Annotated in this window: 17 protein-coding genes and 2 pseudogenes; 8 read left to right on the plus strand and 11 right to left on the minus strand. The window is 65.5% G+C overall.

Annotated elements, in window-relative coordinates; translation table 11 throughout:
- Positions 1 to 249: 249 nt before the first annotated feature.
- From ACZ3YL_RS39945 to ACZ3YL_RS39955, 3 genes are all read left to right on the plus strand, one after another.
- Positions 250 to 1344 carry a tyrosine-type recombinase/integrase gene (locus ACZ3YL_RS39945; protein WP_465662595.1) on the plus strand — a complete coding sequence of 365 codons (1095 nt, stop codon included), beginning with the start codon at positions 250 to 252 and terminating at the stop codon, positions 1342 to 1344.
- Positions 1341 to 1682 (plus strand): helix-turn-helix domain-containing protein, encoded by a 342-nt coding sequence (locus tag ACZ3YL_RS39950; protein ID WP_465662530.1) that lies wholly within the window; start codon positions 1341 to 1343, stop codon positions 1680 to 1682. Before ACZ3YL_RS39945 ends, ACZ3YL_RS39950 begins: the two co-directional genes overlap by 4 nt.
- Before the next feature lie 192 nt (positions 1683 to 1874).
- Positions 1875 to 4076, plus strand: a complete 2202-nt coding sequence (locus tag ACZ3YL_RS39955; RefSeq protein WP_465662532.1) for a hypothetical protein — start codon at positions 1875 to 1877, stop codon at positions 4074 to 4076.
- Between the two features lie 54 nt (positions 4077 to 4130).
- Here ACZ3YL_RS39955 and ACZ3YL_RS39960 read toward each other — a convergent pair whose 3' ends face one another.
- On the minus strand, positions 4131 to 4901 hold the full coding sequence (locus ACZ3YL_RS39960; RefSeq protein ID WP_465662534.1) for a GNAT family N-acetyltransferase: 771 nt from the start codon (positions 4899 to 4901) through the stop codon (positions 4131 to 4133).
- A gap of 72 nt (positions 4902 to 4973) precedes the next feature.
- A complete protein-coding gene (locus ACZ3YL_RS39965; RefSeq protein ID WP_465662536.1) occupies positions 4974 to 5669 on the minus strand; it encodes a hypothetical protein in 696 nt (231 codons plus the stop codon).
- A 380-nt stretch (positions 5670 to 6049) separates the two neighbouring features.
- On the opposite strand from ACZ3YL_RS39965, the gene ACZ3YL_RS39970 reads away from it, so the two are divergent.
- Entirely contained in the window at positions 6050 to 6304 is a 255-nt protein-coding gene (locus tag ACZ3YL_RS39970) for a helix-turn-helix domain-containing protein (protein ID WP_465662597.1), read from the plus strand.
- 303 nt (positions 6305 to 6607) lie between these two features.
- Here the strand turns inward: ACZ3YL_RS39970 and ACZ3YL_RS39975 are convergent, their stop codons facing one another.
- Positions 6608 to 7048: an ATP-binding protein gene (locus ACZ3YL_RS39975; protein ID WP_465662538.1), complete on the minus strand. Its 441-nt coding sequence runs from the start codon at positions 7046 to 7048 to the stop codon at positions 6608 to 6610.
- A gap of 272 nt (positions 7049 to 7320) precedes the next feature.
- On the opposite strand from ACZ3YL_RS39975, the gene ACZ3YL_RS39980 reads away from it, so the two are divergent.
- Both ACZ3YL_RS39980 and ACZ3YL_RS39985 read left to right on the plus strand, forming a co-directional pair.
- Positions 7321 to 7557 (plus strand): DUF397 domain-containing protein, encoded by a 237-nt coding sequence (locus ACZ3YL_RS39980; protein WP_465662540.1) that lies wholly within the window; start codon positions 7321 to 7323, stop codon positions 7555 to 7557.
- A 90-nt stretch (positions 7558 to 7647) separates the two neighbouring features.
- The gene (locus tag ACZ3YL_RS39985; protein WP_465662542.1) at positions 7648 to 8577 is read left to right on the plus strand and encodes a helix-turn-helix domain-containing protein; all 930 of its coding nucleotides are present in this window, start codon (positions 7648 to 7650) and stop codon (positions 8575 to 8577) included.
- On the opposite strand, the gene ACZ3YL_RS39990 is transcribed toward ACZ3YL_RS39985, so the two are convergent.
- From ACZ3YL_RS39990 to ACZ3YL_RS40015, 6 genes are all read right to left on the minus strand, one after another.
- The gene (locus ACZ3YL_RS39990; protein ID WP_465662544.1) at positions 8566 to 9420 is read right to left on the minus strand and encodes an SAM-dependent methyltransferase; all 855 of its coding nucleotides are present in this window, start codon (positions 9418 to 9420) and stop codon (positions 8566 to 8568) included. The two genes, ACZ3YL_RS39985 and ACZ3YL_RS39990, sit on opposite strands and share 12 nt — an antisense overlap.
- Positions 9421 to 9595: 175 nt before the next feature.
- Positions 9596 to 10093: a sigma factor-like helix-turn-helix DNA-binding protein gene (locus ACZ3YL_RS39995; protein WP_465662545.1), complete on the minus strand. Its 498-nt coding sequence runs from the start codon at positions 10091 to 10093 to the stop codon at positions 9596 to 9598.
- A gap of 48 nt (positions 10094 to 10141) precedes the next feature.
- On the minus strand, positions 10142 to 11260 hold the full coding sequence (locus tag ACZ3YL_RS40000; protein ID WP_465662547.1) for a helix-turn-helix domain-containing protein: 1119 nt from the start codon (positions 11258 to 11260) through the stop codon (positions 10142 to 10144).
- Positions 11261 to 11399: 139 nt separating this feature from the next.
- Entirely contained in the window at positions 11400 to 11573 is a 174-nt protein-coding gene (locus ACZ3YL_RS40005; protein ID WP_465662549.1) for a hypothetical protein, read from the minus strand.
- A 570-nt stretch (positions 11574 to 12143) separates the two neighbouring features.
- Entirely contained in the window at positions 12144 to 13238 is a 1095-nt protein-coding gene (locus ACZ3YL_RS40010; RefSeq protein WP_465662551.1) for a helix-turn-helix domain-containing protein, read from the minus strand.
- 38 nt (positions 13239 to 13276) lie between these two features.
- Complete coding sequence (locus tag ACZ3YL_RS40015) at positions 13277 to 13912, minus strand: hypothetical protein (protein WP_465662553.1); 636 nt, start codon at positions 13910 to 13912, stop codon at positions 13277 to 13279.
- 420 nt (positions 13913 to 14332) lie between these two features.
- On the opposite strand from ACZ3YL_RS40015, the gene ACZ3YL_RS40020 reads away from it, so the two are divergent.
- Complete coding sequence (locus tag ACZ3YL_RS40020) at positions 14333 to 14461, plus strand: hypothetical protein (protein ID WP_465662555.1); 129 nt, start codon at positions 14333 to 14335, stop codon at positions 14459 to 14461.
- Between the two features lie 52 nt (positions 14462 to 14513).
- Here the strand turns inward: ACZ3YL_RS40020 and ACZ3YL_RS40025 are convergent.
- A pseudogene (locus ACZ3YL_RS40025) lies at positions 14514 to 14699 on the minus strand (helix-turn-helix domain-containing protein); the annotation flags it as partial.
- Positions 14700 to 14805: 106 nt separating this feature from the next.
- Here ACZ3YL_RS40025 and ACZ3YL_RS40030 point away from each other — a divergent pair.
- Positions 14806 to 15159, plus strand: a pseudogene (locus ACZ3YL_RS40030) (helix-turn-helix domain-containing protein); the annotation flags it as partial.
- Positions 15160 to 15411: 252 nt separating this feature from the next.
- On the opposite strand, the gene ACZ3YL_RS40035 reads toward ACZ3YL_RS40030, so the two are convergent.
- Positions 15412 to 16659 (minus strand): ATP-grasp domain-containing protein, encoded by a 1248-nt coding sequence (locus ACZ3YL_RS40035; RefSeq protein WP_465662557.1) that lies wholly within the window; start codon positions 16657 to 16659, stop codon positions 15412 to 15414.
- Positions 16660 to 16662 lie beyond the last annotated feature (3 nt).

Here is a 16662-nt window from a genome sequence, read left to right on the forward strand (position 1 = left end):
AAGTGGAGGCTGCGCGGGTTCCCCAGTGGGCTCCCGCAGGAGCGAAGCTGCATCTCAGCAGGTCAGCCAGCCGGGAAGGGCGAATCTGTTGATCTCCAGGAATCCAGGAGTTAGGCCGAAATTCTGCCTGTGACTCCTGTAATCTCATGAGCTATGGCAGATTCTGAAACTCGCGTCCTGACGCTGCTACCGCGGTCGGCCGGTCAGCGGCCAGAGCCGGGTGACGGCGGTGTGCCCATCGAGACCGGCATGGCTGATGTGGTGACGCTCCAGCGCCGGGCCCAAGCCCGAATCTCGGCCCAGGACGAGGAGAGCTTCTTCTACGACACGCTGGCTGAGTACCAGTGGGCGCGCGATGCGGCCGGGCTTGAGCCCAGGACTGTCGATCGGGTGGTCAAGCCGGTGATCGAAGTGTGCGACCACTACGACACGGTGCCGTGGCAGCTGTCCCCCCGCCACATCGACCGGTACTTCGCCGGGCCGGGCAAGCGGGCGCGACGGACGATCCTGCAGAAGATGAACCACATCGACGGCTACTTCGCGTTCCTGGAGCAGCGGTACGCCGGTGAGATCATGCGGCGCTTCGGGGCGGTGGTGGAGTCACCGATCGATCCGTTCAACCGGCCGCGTCACCGCGGTGACTTTGGGTTGAGGATTCCGCCGTCGCGGTCAGCGATGAAAGAGTTCTTCTCCGACTGGCGGGACCAGCTGCCGAACGCGCGCAAGTACCCGGTGGCCTGCCGGGACTATGTGATGACGAAGATCGCCTACTTGTCCGGTGTGCGGGCGGCGGAGTTGTGCGGGGTCTGCATCGGAGACGTCCACTGGGAGAATGGCCAGTGGGGGCGGTTCCTGGTGCAGGGCAAGGGCGCCCACGGCTCGGGGCCGCGGCAGCGGGAGGCTTACCTGTTCCAGGAGGGGCGTGACCTGCTGTGGTGGTACATGGAGGAGATCCGCGGTGAGTTTGGGGATGATCCCGAGCACCCGCGGGCACCGCTTTGGCCCTCCGAGCGCAAGGCGAAGGCTATCTCGGCGCTGAACCTGCCGATCGCGCCGGCGATCGTGCCCTCGACGTTCCGCCGGCTGTTGCACGTGGCGGCGCGCAACCACCTGAAAGGCCCGGTTTCGGACCTCTTCCCGCACCTGCTGCGGCACGCCTGCGCGACCCACAACTACGAGCGTGGGATGTCACTTTGGGAGGTCCAGCGCCTCCTTGGACACGACTGGGCGACCACCACGGTCCGGTACCTTGCGACAGCCCAGGCGGACCCGGAGCATGCGAACCTGTCCGCGAGCACGCGGGCGGCTCAGCGACTGGTGATGGACAAGGGGAACCTGCGGTGAAGTGGAATCTGCGGATGGTGGCCGCGCAGCGCGATCTGTGGAGGCCCACCGAGGTGTTGGCCGCGTTCAAGGAGGTTGGGTTCTCCCCGTCGCTGAGCAAGGTCGCCGCGATGTGGGGCGGCACCCCGGTGACCGTGCGCCTGGACGACCTGGACCGGATCTGTGCGGCCCTGAACTGTACGGTCGGTGAGTTGCTGCAGGCTGAGCCCCTGCCCTCCAGCGTGGGGCTGCCGCAGAGCGAGCGGCGAGCGGTGGGCGCGGAGGGCGGGCCTCAGGGGCCGGTTCGGCCGACGCCGCGAGGCAAGGCGGGCGGGCTGCGCTCGCTCCCGCCGAACTAGGCGGCGGCGATGAGATGGATGCCGACCCACGCCCGGCAGTGCGAAGGCTGCCTGGGCTGGGGCTACTGGAACCACCACCGCCTATGCAACGGGTGCTGGTCATGGCGGCGCAAGGACACCGAGCGCGCGGTCTGCTTACGCTGCCAGCATGAGGACCACCTGGACGGCGGGGGCGTGTGTCGCCTCTGCCTGATGGCGGTGCGGATCGAGGGCGACTACGAGTGGGTGCTCGATCCGGTGGCGACGCCTGCCAGAAGCGTCCAGCTCACGATGATCTTCGACGGGTTGGCAGCGACGAGCGCGATGCCGCTGTTCAAGGGCACGGGCGGACGTCGAGCAGGGGTGCGCTGGCACAAGAAGATGCGGGCCGCTTCGGAGCCGAAGGTCAGGGACGACCCGGCGATCTTGCCGCCGGTCTCGACCGGGCAACTGCCGTTGTTCCCGGTCAAGCGTAGGGACCTGTCGATCGAGGACGTCCGGCGGATCTTGCACCGGCCCCTGCAGGGCTACCAGGAGGCGCTTCGGGTGGCCATGGACTTTGCGGTCGAACGCGGCATGAGCCCTGCGTGGGGCCGCCAGGCTGCGGAGATGATCCGGCTCGCTCTGGCTCTGCGGGACGCGGAGGGGCACGGCCTGGTCCCTGGGGAGCTACTGCTGCAGCTGCCGAACTACTGGGAGGCTGTGGGGCAGATCCTGGGGCGGGCGGGCCTGCTACGGCCAGCGGCGACCCCGCTGCCGGCCCGCCCGCGAAAGCCTCCGAAGACCGGCTACGTGGGCACCCCGCCACCGCCCCCGCCACCGTCCCCGCGGTCCTGCCGCGACTGCGGGGCCTGGCTGGTCGCGACCCGCCGCCGACGCTGCCCTCCCTGCCAGTCATGGCACAGCAAGGAAAACCTGCGGCCCCCTGGGCAGTGTCGGCGATGTCAGCGTGAGCTGCCGCTTCGGGACGGGCTCTGCCGCGGGTGCTGCGTGCACCTGATGATGCACGGGCCGCAGGTCGTGCACGAGCCGTTCACGCAGCTGTGGATCGCCGATCCGATCCCCACTGGCCTGCGCATGCTGCGGGACCAACTCGGCTACCAGCCCTGGAGCATGCACCCGCAGCGCGACCGGGAGGCCGACCGAAGGCGGGCTGCCCAGGTCGCGCTCGTCCCGCACCCAGCCGTCCCGGGCCAGGATCCGTTGTTCCCGATGCCGAGGGACTGGTCGCCGCTGCTGGCCATCGATCGCCGATACCAGAAGCTTCCTGAGCTGACCGAACCTGCAAGGAAGTTGGCCGAAGACTTCTGGCGCCTGGCCTGCGAGCAGCACTGGGACGTCGGCTCACGTACGAGCGGCTTCCGGGTCCTGTCCATCGTGTTGTCCTGGCTCGGCGCCGAGGCCCCGATTTTTGAGTCCGACGTGCAGGAACTGGCACGGCTCGACCCAAATCTGACGGCCAAGCGGGTCTGCCAGTTCCTCCACGGGCAGGGCATGCTGGTCCCCGACCCCGAGCGGCACCGCGACGTCCACAAGGACTGGATCGACACCACCCTCGCCGGGCTGCCCGACAAGATCGGCGAGGAGCTCGGCATCTGGGTGAAAGTTCGGCGCGGTGAGGGTCGGCTGGAGCACCCGGCGATGAGCTACTACAGCATCCGCCGCTACCTCATGACCCTGCGGCCGGTCGTGACGGCCTGGACCGACCGCGGCGTCATCAGCCTGCGAGAGATCACCACCGACGACGTCAAGAAAGCGGTCGCCAGCCGTCAGGGAGCTCCGGGCCTGGCAATCCACGTCGCCCTGCGGAGCGTCTTTCGGGCGCTGCGGCAGGAGCGTGCGGTCTTCCAGAACCCGACTCGGGGCGTGGTCGTCAAGGGTGTGTCCACCATGCCGCAGCCGATCCCGTCAGACCTGCTGGAAGGACTCCTGGATCGCAGCGACAGTGCCTGGGAGCAACTGGTCATCGCCCTGGTTGCCATCCACGCGCTGCCCGGCAGCGAGATCACCCGGCTGCAACTGACAGACCTCGACCTGTCCAGTGGGACACTGATCGTCCGTCGCAGGGGCGTTCGGCACAAGGTCCACATGGAAGAGCTGACACACCAGTTGGCCTCCCGGTGGCTCGTCGAGCGCCATCGCCGCTGGCCGGCCTCCAACAACCCACACCTGCTGGTCAGTCAGCAGTCGGCGATGGACCCTGCCCATCCGCGCATCCACATGACGATGCTCAAGAGGGCGCTCAGTCCGCTCGGCCTGTCAATGCAGCAGTTGCGGCAGGACCGCATCCTTGACGAAGCGAAGGAGTCCGCCGACCCCGTCCGGCTGATGCGGCTGTTCGGGATCAGCGACGGCACCGCCATGCGCTACATTGCCGCCGCCCACCCAGAGAAGACCGCCCGCCGCATTCGCTGATCGATTCTGGGCGGGTACTTGCTGGAAGGGCTGAGCGACAACGCAGAGTAGGTGTCAGTTCTGGGCTCCGACCTCACGAACGCGCAGTTTCAAAGCCTCGATCTCTGCGGCACTGTGGATCTCGTCTCCGCTGCAAGTAGGCTGCACACGGTTCCGGTGCGGGGTCAGTACTCCCTCGAACACCGGAGAAACGAGCACGGAGTGGGCGTCGGCAGCCGCAACCATCCCGCATTGACTTACACCTTGAGAGAGCGGGCGTACGGCGGTCCGCATCCCCTGCGGGGGGTACTGCAGTAGCAGGGCCTCCTCACCGTCCGGCCCAATGCCGGCAAGTGCGAGGAATGGCACGCTGATGAAACCCAACGATTCGAAATATTTCCGGTCCTGAGGCAGATGATCGAGGGCGAGCAGTCGGTACCCACAGCCCGTGTACTTGGCTGCCGCTTCGCGAAGCAGCGTCCGGATGACGCCCTTGCCCCTGTGTCCCGGACCTGTGAGGGCAAGCTGGACGTGGGCGATAGCGTACGCAGCTTCCTTCTTGGCCGCCGGATCGGGAAGAGCTGGGTTCTCGCTGATCCACCACCACGGTGGCGCAACCGCCAATACCCCGGCTAGGTCACTCGCATCGACTGCACCCTCTGGATAGAGCCAGGTTCGGTAGGTACGTCCTCTGCCATCGTCGGTGTCGTTGCCTCGGTACCAGTCGACGTTAGTTTTTGCGCCGGCCGCTTCACCAAGAAAGGATTGCGCATCACCTCCGTAGATCTCAGGTTCCTTGGCCAACGCGTCGTCTCGGCGGCCCCTGTGCTTCTTTGGCGATCCCATATTCGAATGACTAACCAGTTTGACTCGTGTGCGGGAAGGGCTAAACCGCGGTGCCTTCAGTGAAGGAGCCCGTCAGCCTACGGTGTCGCGCATCGGCCGACGGACGCGGCGACCAGGGGAGACTTGTGCGCCGAGTGCGCGGGCGGCCCGGTAGGCGCCGCACGTGGGGCATAGCCGTGCACCACGTGCCGCAAGGTCGAGCACCTCCTCAGTCGACAACACTCGGTTCGATTGTGTGGCCACACAGCCATCCAGATGGATGATCAACTGCTCACCGCCTTCGGGGAGAGGCCGGCAACGGAGTCGCCACACCGGCTCGCCGGACCGGCTGACCGGGACCGGCGCCAGGCCTGGCGATGCCTGTTCCTCTGTCTGGATGGCCGTGCGAAGCTCACTGAGCCGGACGGAGAGTGCCGATTCGTGCCGCCGGAGGCTTTCCAGGTCGAGCCCGTGACGAGCGAGAGGCCACACGGCAATCTCCTGATCTTCCGGCAGTTGATTGAGATACTGCTCTGGCACGTTCCGCACCTCTAGGCATGCCCCAGTCGACCAACCGATCCCGCCCCCTTCCGCGAAAACGACACCGCGGGCAACGCTCACTTGAGGGTCGAGCTGGCACCCTCCCCAATCGGGGTGGATGGAGGCCACCCAGCGGCCAGCGATCTCAATAACGGATACAGGGGCGCCGGCGGGATAGAAATCGTCGAGGTCCACCAGGATATCGACTCCAGGCGACGGTGACCCGTCCGTGTAGAAGATTTCTTCCAAGAGAGCCCGGAGTCTCGGTTCTTCACCCCGAGGGAATGTCCACGTTCGCTTTCCCGGGTTCCATTTCCCCCTCATCGCCCTGGCCTCGCTCACGAATACCGGGTTCCAAGGGCAGATCACCCCGACACTCACATCGTCATACCAGTGCAAGATCACCCCGGTGGGACCTGCGGCCTCGGTACGCTGATTTTGCCCCGCCATGCGCCTCTCCTGCCTGTCTTCCCCGATACACGAGCGGCACCACGGCCAGAACGCGCAAGCCAAGGCCCGACGGTTCCACGATTATGCACAGCTGTTCATGGTGGTCAAGATATGTCCGCTGTTCGAGTCAAGGGGTGTCCCAGTCAAGCTCTCCTGACCCGCAGCTCCACCGGTTCGGCATGCACGTGCGGAGACTGCGAGAGTCGCGCGGGCTCAGCATGGAGGAGCTCGCCGCCCGGAGCGGAATGAGCTTCAGAGGCCTTGCGTACATCGAGCACGGACGGCGTAATCCCTCGCTAATCACACTGCTGCATATCGCCTCGGGTCTCGGCGTGGCTCCTTCGCGACTGCTGGACTGTTTCGAATCCAGCGCTGACGCCGCGACCGCGCCAGAGGCGGCCCGACGGGAAACCGTTCAGCGTCACGGCACCTGACTGTCTCCCTGCGGCGCTGGTCCGCCTCGCTTCGCCCGTTCAGATGTTGCAGGCAGCGGCGTTAGCCTGGTGGCGCTTCTCCGCCGCTTTCCGTCGGTAGCGCTCGGCCGTGGAATTGATAGAAGCAAGCGCTGAACGAGGATTGCTGGCTCCGAGAGCGCGAGACCGGCGGTCGTGGATCGCCGACCTAGAATGGAATCGCCCCACGTAAGCTGGCAAAGAAATGACGAGTCCGCACAACTCGCCCTGATGCACCTCTTCTGCCATTACCTTCCGCCGGGGTAAAAATGCCTTCTGGTGGGGTCAGCCTTTCGGAAGGTGTGCCCATGTCGTCTTTCCTGCGTTACCGTGCGAGCTCCAGCCCCATTCCTCAGCAATTGCATCAACAATGATGAGGCCGCGGCCCTCATCGGCAAGTAGGTTCGACTGCCTCCTCGCCGGCGCACCCTGGCCATGGTCGGTGACTGCACACATCAGGGTGTGGGGAGTATCGATCAGACCGAGCCAACCAGCTTCCGCGCGCGCCTCTTGAGAGTCGGCGTGCCGGATGGCGTTAGTGAGAAGTTCGTTGGTGACCGCCGTCGCGTCGTCGGCGTATGCCCTGAGCCCCCAGCGCTCCAGCGTGCGCGTCGTGAAGTGGCGCATCCGATGAAGACTTCCCGGCCCGGGCCGGAAACGGCGTGCGGCGAACCTCGGAACGCCGAGGCCCATGGCGAGTCCCCATTCGAACTCGATGGACGGCACGGGGGCGACACCTCCGATGCTCAGACGCCGAGCCAACTGAGCCTTCCCTTCCTGTAGTTAGCCAATCCTTTTTTCTGCTTGGCGACCCCAGGTCGCACTCTTTCGAGGGACTCCAAGTCCCAGACGCGACTGGCTAGTATTCCCACCAGTCCACCCGGATGCAATTGCAAGTGGGATTTCATGCGGGCATATTCGCGATGTGTCGGCGATGTCCCACCACGACCTGCCTTCGGGTGGCGCACTCTCGAACAGCATGACGAAAAGGGGTAGTGATGGAACGCTTCAGCAACGGCGCCCCCGCGAGCCGAATCCCTGCCGCAAGGTGGATTAAGAGCAGCACGAGCACAGCCCAGGGCAACTGTGTCGAGCTCGCGTGCCTCTCCAGTGGGGAGGTGGCAGTCCGTAACTCTCGCTTCCCTGATGGCTCGGCGCTCCTGTTCACGCGCGAGGAGTTCGAGGCCTGGGTGGAGGGGGCGAAGAAGGGCGAGTTCGACCACATGGCCGCGTAAGGGTCATATCAGTCACATTAACGCCGTGGCGGACATGCGGGGCTCCTTCCTGGGATAATGGTGTTTGTTGCCACGTTCCCTGGAGTCCGCATGCCCGTTGGTCGTACGGACGGAGCGTTCTCGATCGCTCCGGTTGTCCCGCTGCCGCGTCCGAATGACAAGCCGGCGGCGGCAGCGAAGGTTCTGGGAGCATACCTGCGGCGCCTGAGGCGAGAGCAGGGACTGAAGATCAAGGACGTGGCGCCGGCTGTTAGGGCGTCCATCTCGAAGATCAGCCGCATGGAGAGAGGCGAGAGTGCCCCTCGACGCAGGGATGTCTTGGATCTTCTGGATCTCTATAACGTCCGCGATCGCCAGCAGCGCGAAGAGATCGAGGAGCTGCTACGGCAGATCGCCTCGTCGGCGTGGTGGCATCAGTACAGCGACGTGACACCCGGCTTTGTGAAGCGTCTCATCGGTCTTGAGGACTCGTCGATAGAAATCCGCGCATATGAGGTTCACGTGACGCCTGGTCTGCTCCAGACGCCGGCCTACACGCGGGCGCTCGTGAAGGCGGAGCTTCCGAACGCGAGCGAAGCCGAGATCGAGCGACGCGTCGAGTTGCGCGCGCAGCGACAGAAGATCCTCGCAGGTGAGGGTCGTCCGATCGTGCGAGCCATTCTGGACGAGGGAATCCTCTACCGAACGATTGGAGGACCTGAGGTGATGCGGGAGCAACTTGAGCACCTGCTTCACATGGATGAGATCGAAAAGGTGCACATTCGGATCATCCGCTTCGATAGAGGTGCCGGTGTCCGTCCGCCAACTCCCGTGACTTTGCTGAAGTTCGCTCCTGGCGGGCCGTCAGAGATGATCTACCTGGAGCACGTGAACAGCGCCCTGTACCTCAGCAAGGACAGCGACGTTCACCGGTACCGCCTGGTGCTCGACCATCTCGCCAAGGCTGCCGAGACGCGCAGCAGCAGTCTTGCGCTCCTGAAGGAGGCCATCGCCCGGTTCGCTGCGATGTCAGCTGGCTGACGCTGAAGCGACGGCATAGTCGGCGGACTTGGGCGAGCGTGCAACACCCCCGTACTCGATCCACTCGGAGGTCCGCGCTCGCGGCCTGATGTCCGACTCAGGCCGCCACTCGGCAACGTCGACAAGCCCGGGCGGGAGCAGTTCCAGGTTGGCCAAGTAGCGCTCCACATCCTGGCGCTCCCTGACCTTGCCCCAGTCGTTCTTGGTGCAGTCCTGCATGAAGTCGGTGATGGACCGACGAGTCTCATGGTTATCACTGACGAGATGGCAGATCACCAGGAAACTTCCCGGAGCGAGGCGCCGGATCACACTTCGAATCAGTTCTTCGAGGTCGCTGTCGTCAGGCAATCGGTGAAGAACTGAGACGAAGAGTGCGGCCACTGGCTGGTCGAAGTCGATGAGCCGGCCCACGTCGGCATGGCTGAAGACCTTGCCAGTGTCGGTGATGTTTGCGTCAACTACTGCGGTGCGGTCGTTCTCCTCGAGGACGGCTCTGCCGTGAGCCAAGACCATCGGATCGTCGTCGATGTAGACGACGCGGGACCGACGATCGACACGCTGGACGATCTGGTGAACGTTGTCCTGGGTTGGGAGGCCGAAGCCGAAGTCGAGAAACTGCCGAACTCCATACTCCTGCGCGAGGACACGAACGACACGCTGCAGGAAGAGCCGGCTGTTGCGGAGTACTACCTTGCTGCTTGGCGCGATCTGGAGCAACCCGGTACATGCCTGCTGGTCAGCTGGGTAGTTGTCGATACCGCCGAGGAACCAGTCGTACATGCGTGCGAAATTTGGGGTTCCGATGTCGATGGAGTGAGAAACGAATTTCTCCCCATGGTCCACCGGGCTCCCCCTCCAGACATGGCTTTGTCGGTGCCTCCGCTGTTGAACCTGCCCATCGTAGAGATCACGCCAGGACAAACGCTAGGGCCCCTTGCGGGTGAAAGTGGTTCGCGGGGGTGACTTTCCCAGTCGGGGAAGGGAGAAACGGCGGGGTCGGGACGCGTGGAGCTCTTTCTCAGGGGCCCGGTTCCTCAGGGTGTGACAGCTGCTGGGCTTCGTGTTCTCTGGTGAGGCTGCGATCGGCCATGGCGAGGTGGGCAGCGGCGGCACCGACACCGATTCCCATCAGGGCAGCTGCCTCGGACACGGTCATCCCGAGCTGGCGGTGGAGGACGACGGCGTCGGCCTGGGCGGTCGGGAGAATCTGGTGAAAGTTGTCGTCACTTGTCTCGAAGGCGCCCGCGTGGGCAGCATCAACGGTTTGGCCGAGGATGCGCCACGCGTCTGCGGCCGGGCAGGGACTGCTCAGGATCTCGTGCCACGCGGCTGCGAGACCTTCGAAGGCGGCATCTGCCACGCGGCAGCCCAGGTGGTTCTCGCCGACACGAGCCTGCGCATACTGCACGTAGCGTTGCTCGTGCAGCAGCCTGAAGGCCGTGTAGTCGGGGCGATTGGTGGGTTCAACAGGTACCGGTTCGCCTACGGAGCCGGTCGTGGACGCCGGCCAGCTCATCAGGGCCTTCCTTTCAGCCAAGGTGGTAGGCGTTTCGGCGAACATCGATCACGGGCTTCCGGAGGGCTCGCCGGGAGCGCTTCCGGGCAATGCATCGCTGGGCAAACCACTGGGCGGGAACATGTCGTGGGAGGTGAGGAAGGCGTAGTGGAGGTCCTCCCACAGCGGTCGGATGTCGGCTGGGTGGCCACCGAGCCGGACGACGAGTTCTCCCGTGGTCTCCCAGTCCGGGACAAGGTCGCCGCTCAGAACGTCCGCGGCGATCTCCGGGGTCAGGCGGCCGTCAGTAGCGGCGCAGACGGCTGACAGGTCGGGACACGCGGCCGCGAGATAGTGGCCTCGCAACGCGTCGTTGAGGCGTTCAGCGGCCCCCGCAACGGTGGGTCTGACGGCGTGGGACGCACCTTGGGCCGCCTCCCAGAGAAGGCGGAGCTCGCTCGCGCGGCCCTCGAAGATGGTCGCGAGCATGTGCACCACGGGCCAAGCTGGGACGCGCTCCCCAGCCAGGACCCGGGAAACGTACGAGGGGGACAGGTCGGCTTGTGAGGCGGCGCTTTGAATCGTTATGCCGCTCGTCCGTTGCAGGTATGACAGCGCGGACGCCAGCTTGTTTGACGAGCTTCTGCCGGCCAGTGCTTCTGCTCCACGGCGGGCGGTGACTGGCGTCTCTGATGGTGCGGCGGAAGGCTGGTTTCCGAGCACAGGTACGGTCGGGGAGACGAGTTGGTCCCAGGCCCTACGCGTTAGCAGTCTGCTGACCCGGTCCTCGTTCCAGCGGCCCCGCGCGGTGTCGGAGCTTACGTCGGCTGCAGTCGCCACGATGTCCCAGGTCGCGCCTGCGGTGCGTGCGTCCCGTACGGCCGCAGCAGCGTAGTACGAGACCTCCCGGGTCAGGCGCCCGGCGTGTTCCAACAGGACACTCAGGGGCGCCTTCTGGCGCTCTGCGTCGACGAGCCTGGCCGCCATCTGGTGGAGGTCCTCGGCTACCTCACGTCCCCACGGGAACGTCGTCGTCGGTCCCTGTGGCAGGCCCTGGCCGTCCCTCAGACGCTGGGCCTTCCGTCGGCAGGCCGTCGTGCAGTACTGCCTCTTGCGGCCGGGGCCGGTCCGCTGCCGGAACCGGCGTCCACACATCGCGCAGAGCGCGTAGAACACCGTCGCACTCACCTTGGTTTCTCCCTCCCACCGAAGCGCTCTTCATCCAACTCGGTACGCATTAGCCCCGATCCGGGGCGTCGGAACCGAGAGGAGTCCGTCGTACGGTGGCGACCCGCCGCCGAGCTGGCGGCGGGCCGCCACGCGGCGTCTAGCGCCGGCGAATGCGCACGTAACGGATGGTGGAGCGGCCGACCAGGGCCGTGAGCGCCGCGAGGAGGCCGGCCTTCACCGGACCGATGGCGCTGTCGGTCATCGCCGCCCAGGGGGCGATGACGGCCGGGAAGACGACGCGCAGGCGCACCGTGACATCCCAGGCGTCCACGCGACGCGTTTCCCGCGGGGAGGACCACGGAATGCTAAGTTCGTCACTCGTCGAGGGCTGGCGCGAGCCCCCTCGAAGAAAGCGGTCGAGCATGAGTCAGATCCCGTCTCGATCGATCTGGCCCCGGGCTGGCTGGTACCCATGCCCGGGGCCTCTTTACGTTTCGTGAACTCGACGCTACAGCCCGGCGCCGACTGGCGCCACGAGTTCCGCCACGTTGCAAATGCATCGCGCTGATGGATCTTGACCAGCGCCGCCGATGATGCCCCGATAGACGATCAAATTGACGCAACGTATTGCGTTCCAAGCGCCTTCATATGCTCTAACTCGGCCGAATTATCGGCAATCTCCCAGCTCTATGCGTCACATAGCGGACATTCGCCGCATCCGCGACCGCCGTTCTGGTTACACCCCGCTATCGGCGTCATGGCCGCATAGATTCACCCTTTCGGGTGAACGGCGAGTGTCAGGTCGGCGTGCTGCAGCCCTTCCTGCACGTGCAAATGCAACAGCTCGGACCCCTCGATGAGAGGGGTCCGAGTTCTGCTGGGCTGAGGGTGTCGCTGTGGCCTAGCTCTTGACGAGTCGTAGCTCGGGCCGCGCGGGGGCGGAGGACTGTCCGCCACCTGCCACCGGGACTGGTACGAGGCCGAAGACGTAGTCGTTGAGTTCCTCAGGGAAGATCGCCATCTGTGTAGCCACGTCGGCCGGCGTCATGCTGAGCGGGGGCTTGCGCAGTGCGTCGAACACCTTGGCAAGCAGTTGGCTGCTCTCACGGACCATCGATGAACCGGGTTCCGATGTGCGGTAGCCCATTCCCGCCAGTTGCTTCACGGCCTGGTTGTAACGCCACTCGGACAGCAGCTCGAGCTTGCGCAGGCGGTAGGTCAGAGCCATGGCGGACACGCCCCATCGGCGCTTGGCGCTCAGGATCCGTTCGACCGACACGTTGTTCAGCTTCTGTGCGGTGATCCCGGCCTTGGGCATCAGGAAGGCAGAGGCGAAGTCGTTCGCCTCTCCTTCGGAATCACGGCCATGCGGAATGCGGTGCTCGCAGTGCAAGACGAGGTGCCCGAGCTCGTGCGCGGCATCGAAGCGTCCACGTTCACCGGTCTTGCGAGTGTTGAGGAACACAAATGGTGTCCCGGACTGGATGGTGGAGAAGGCATCCGCGTCCAGGCAGTCCGGAGCCAGTGAGAATACCCGCACGCCGTTGGCCTCGAGCAGGTGCACCAGATTTGGTACCGGATCCTCGCCGAGTCCCCAGTGTGCCCGGAGCTGCTCGGCGGCCTCCTCCGGCTTGAGGTGCGGATAGGTCGGCACGTTGGGCTTGGGCAGCTTGAAGCGTTCCTCCAGCCATGTGTTCAGCGTGGCGGCTACCGTCCCCGAGCTCAGCGCACTGTCACGCTCCAGGGCGCTCATCTTTGATGGCGCCCTGAAGCTCACCATGTCCGGCAGCATTTCCTTCGGCGTCGGAGCCTCGAAGAACGACACGGGGTAGCGCAAGGCCTGCGCGAGCGAGGAAAGCGAATCCTCCGAGGGCGGTTTGCGGTGGTTCTCGAACGCGGTGATGCTCTGCGCCGAGACTCCCGACTCCCGTGCTAGGGCCACCAGCGTCATCCGCCGGCGCTTGCGCGCGAGAACCAGCCGTTCAGGGGTGAACACTTTCCTCAGCTCCCAAGTCGTACATACGTAGAGCCCCGTCAGCCCTCCAGCAGCTCCACCATGACCTCGGGTCCGGCGTCGTCCCCGGGGTCGTCAAGCAGGTTGACGTCCACACTGATCTCGCCCAGGTCTGGCAGATCCAGCGGGATGCGCTCCAGCCACTCGTCGACGAACTTGCCGTTCATCTTGATCGGCAGGGACAGCTCGGCCAGGAGCTCGCCGTTCTTCCACTTGTAGAGCAGGCACCAAGTCGGGATCTCGTCCAGCTCCCGGCCATAGAGGACCGCGTCAGGCGTCATGAAGGCGAACTGTCCGTTGCGCTCCACAATCTGAGCCATCTTCGGGCCCTTAGGGTTCCTCGACCGCACCTTCGCCTTCAGATCGCCGACCCCGCCTGCTGCGCTGACCGCAGTCACCGCATGGCTTCGGCTCGGGTGAATCGTCCGCATAATGCTGTCCCGCCGAGTGAAGCCCCACCCCTCATCCGCCAGCTTCTCGCCGATGAAGCGGTTGGTGCGACTCCAGAAGGTGGTACCCCGCATGGCCGGCGCGTCGTAGTCGGTGCAACGACGTGCTTCGTCGCCAGCCGCGGCGAGCGCCTCGTGGAACAGGTCGATCGTGAAGTCGAGCTGGGCGAGACGCTCCGCGCACCACTCAGCACTGAGGTTCTGCAAGGACCCCTCCAGACAACCGTAGGTTTCAAAAAACATACCTCATCTGAGGGGCTGTTTATGAAACCTAGGTCATCATCGCACACCAGTTCGTATCTGTCATCCCAGCTCGCAGGCCCATTGAACAGTGTGGACGCCCAGCGATTGCCGTGCCTGTTCGGCGTGTCGTGGCCACAGTGACCACTCGCCCCCGACTCGGCGCAAGGCTGCCGTGGGGCAGGGCCCCGGGGCACAGCCAGCGGGGATGCGACGAGCGTCGGGATGGCGGCATCACTGCGGCGTGGCCACGGTTGCTACGGTTGGTAGCGCGTGCGATTCGGGGGGCGGCCGATGACCGGCTTTCACGTCAAACCGGCTGACATGCTGGTGGTCTCAGCAGGGTTCTCTGATCTGCCGGACTCGGCGGCGCAGATATACAGAGGCTTGGTCGGCTCACTGGACGCCGCCGCCGGGATGGCCGGGGACGGCGACGCCGGCAAGAAGTTCGCCGCGAAGTACGACCTCGCCGCCCAGAAGTTGGCCGACGCGACGACGCGGCCGCCGCCCAGCTAGGGGGTACCGCGAACGGCCTCTACACCATGGCGATCAACTACCTGCAGAGCGACCCATGCGCGAGCGGACCTCGCTCCGGCCTGGCAACTTGCTTCTCGCTGAGCCTCGGGCGCCCGGGTGAACCCTTCGAGAGGACCCCGGCCTCGCCTCGCTCACGCCACTGTCGGCGCCATCGTTCCACCGACCGCTCGCTCACCCTCAGTGCGGTGGCGGTCTCGCGATTCTTCTCCCCGCCCTCTGTCGGCGACGGGTGAAAGCTGACCGCTGATCGGCGGACCAAAGGGGACCCACTTCGCGATCTTCCAATCATCCTGATCTTCATCGAGGGTCAGGAGGAGAGGGCGATTTCCGTGGAGGACTGGGCTGAGATCCGTCGGCTGCATCGGGCGGAGCAGATGCCGATCCGGGCGATCGCCCGGCACCTGGGAATCTCGAAGAACACCGTGAAGCGGGCACTGGCGACCGACCGGCCGCCGGTCTACCAGCGCCCGTTGAAGGGCTCCGCCGTGGACGCCTTCGAGCCTGCCATCCGCGAGTTGCTGAAGCAGACCCCGACGATGCCGGCCACGGTGATCGCCGAGCGGATCGGGTGGGAGCGCGGGCTGACCATCCTCAAGGAACGCGTGCGTGAGCTGCGGCCGGCCTACCTGCCCGTCGATCTGGTCTCGCGGACGCTCTACTCGCCCGGTGAGCTCGCGCACCTCCCGCACACCGGGGGAAGCTCAGCCATGGGGCAGGCGCCGAAGCTCGCCGCATCGCCCGCCCGGGATTCCGCGTAAGGGGAGACGGCACGAACGAGGGGCGGCGTTGGCATCCTCCTGGGTCTGATCGCCATCACCTTCGGCCGGCTGGCCCGCATCCGCACCCGCCGAACGTACTGACCTCGTACGATCGGCCCAAGGCGCGGGCCCGTAGCGGACCATCGTCGTCCCGTATGCCACCGCTGACGATCACAAGCTATCGATGTGCTCCTGCAGTGGAGTGACCGAGTAGGTCACGGCCTCACGCAAAGCGGCTGCGCGATTACGCAAGGTCGCCACGTCCGGTGCGGTCAGGAGAAATGTAGCGAAGAAGTTCTCCTGGTCCGTCGACTCGGCCCGGTAAGGCGACAGGACGTAACCGTCGACGACACCTGGCAGGTCCAGAAGGTCGGCCACCTCGCTATGGCACGTGACCATGCCCGCCTCGTCGGCTTGGATCGGGAGGGAGCCCCACAGGCGGTTCTCGACCGGGCGAGCCGTGAAGGGCTCCCTCGGCTTCTGCTCGTCAGCGTGGGGGAGTGCCATGTCGATCAGGATGTCGATCGGGTTCACGCCGGTGAGCTGAGTGATCGCGTGCATGGTCACTCCGCCGCCCACCCGCGGGTTGATCTCGATCAGTTCCGCGACACCGCCGGCCACCCGTCCCTCGACGTGGAACCATGCCTCGTCGACCCCGATCGACGCGCAGAGCTGTGACACCTGGTCAGCCAGGAGCCGTGCCCCTTCGTCGACCCCGTCTGACGTGGGCGGGGAGACGAGGAGGCCGGTGTCGTGGAAGCGCTGCCCGGTCTGCTCTTCCTTCTCGAAGACGATGACCGGGGTGAACCGGGATCCTGTCACCGGGCCGTCTATGGAGAACTCGATGCCGGGGATGAACTCCTCGAGGATCATCTCGCAGTCCGCGCCGAGATTGCCGGCCGCCTCGAGCAGGTAGGTCGCCGCCTCCTCGCGATCACGCAGCAGCCGTACGATCCGGGATGCGCCGCTGCGCTGTGACGGTTTGCCGATCACCGGGAAGCTCGGCACGTCGTCCAACGGGAAGGACGCGGCGGGCCCGGCAGTGGACCGCACGTCGGAGAGACCGTGCTCGCGCATCGCCGATCGGACCTTCGCCTTGCTGAGCAGTGTGGCCAGACCGGGAGGAGCTCCCTGAAGGGCGAAATGCTGCACGAGGTGGATCTGCCAGGGAATCAGGGCCTCGACGAGGTTGATGAGAGCGACCGGTGCCGGTACGAGGGCGGCCACGGTGGCGGCGAGTTCAGGCTCCGAGTCGTGGCTCCAGTCGACCAGGACGTGGTCGTCGCACACCGCCCGGTTGAGGTCCTCGGGCTCGTCGGAGACGAGAACGGGCGACAGTCCCCGCTCCCGGAGAGCATGCGCGAGGTAGCGCACGCCGCCCGCGTTCAGCTGGGAGAGGATCAGAACTACATCGCTCATATT

It is taken from the genome of Kitasatospora sp. NPDC023176 (assembly GCF_055560495.1).

Coding starts and splice junctions, on each gene's coding strand:
- ACZ3YL_RS39945 (WP_465662595.1), top strand. CDS start 250: ATGGCTGATGTGGTGACGCTCCAGCGCCGGGCCCAAGCCCGAATCTCG.
- ACZ3YL_RS39955 (WP_465662532.1), top strand. CDS start 1,875: ATGGCGGTGCGGATCGAGGGCGACTACGAGTGGGTGCTCGATCCGGTG.
- ACZ3YL_RS39960 (WP_465662534.1), bottom strand. CDS start 4,901: ATGGGATCGCCAAAGAAGCACAGGGGCCGCCGAGACGACGCGTTGGCC.
- ACZ3YL_RS39970 (WP_465662597.1), top strand. CDS start 6,050: ATGCACGTGCGGAGACTGCGAGAGTCGCGCGGGCTCAGCATGGAGGAG.
- ACZ3YL_RS39980 (WP_465662540.1), top strand. CDS start 7,321: ATGGAACGCTTCAGCAACGGCGCCCCCGCGAGCCGAATCCCTGCCGCA.
- ACZ3YL_RS39985 (WP_465662542.1), top strand. CDS start 7,648: ATGCCCGTTGGTCGTACGGACGGAGCGTTCTCGATCGCTCCGGTTGTC.
- ACZ3YL_RS39995 (WP_465662545.1), bottom strand. CDS start 10,093: ATGAGCTGGCCGGCGTCCACGACCGGCTCCGTAGGCGAACCGGTACCT.
- ACZ3YL_RS40035 (WP_465662557.1), bottom strand. CDS start 16,659: ATGAGCGATGTAGTTCTGATCCTCTCCCAGCTGAACGCGGGCGGCGTG.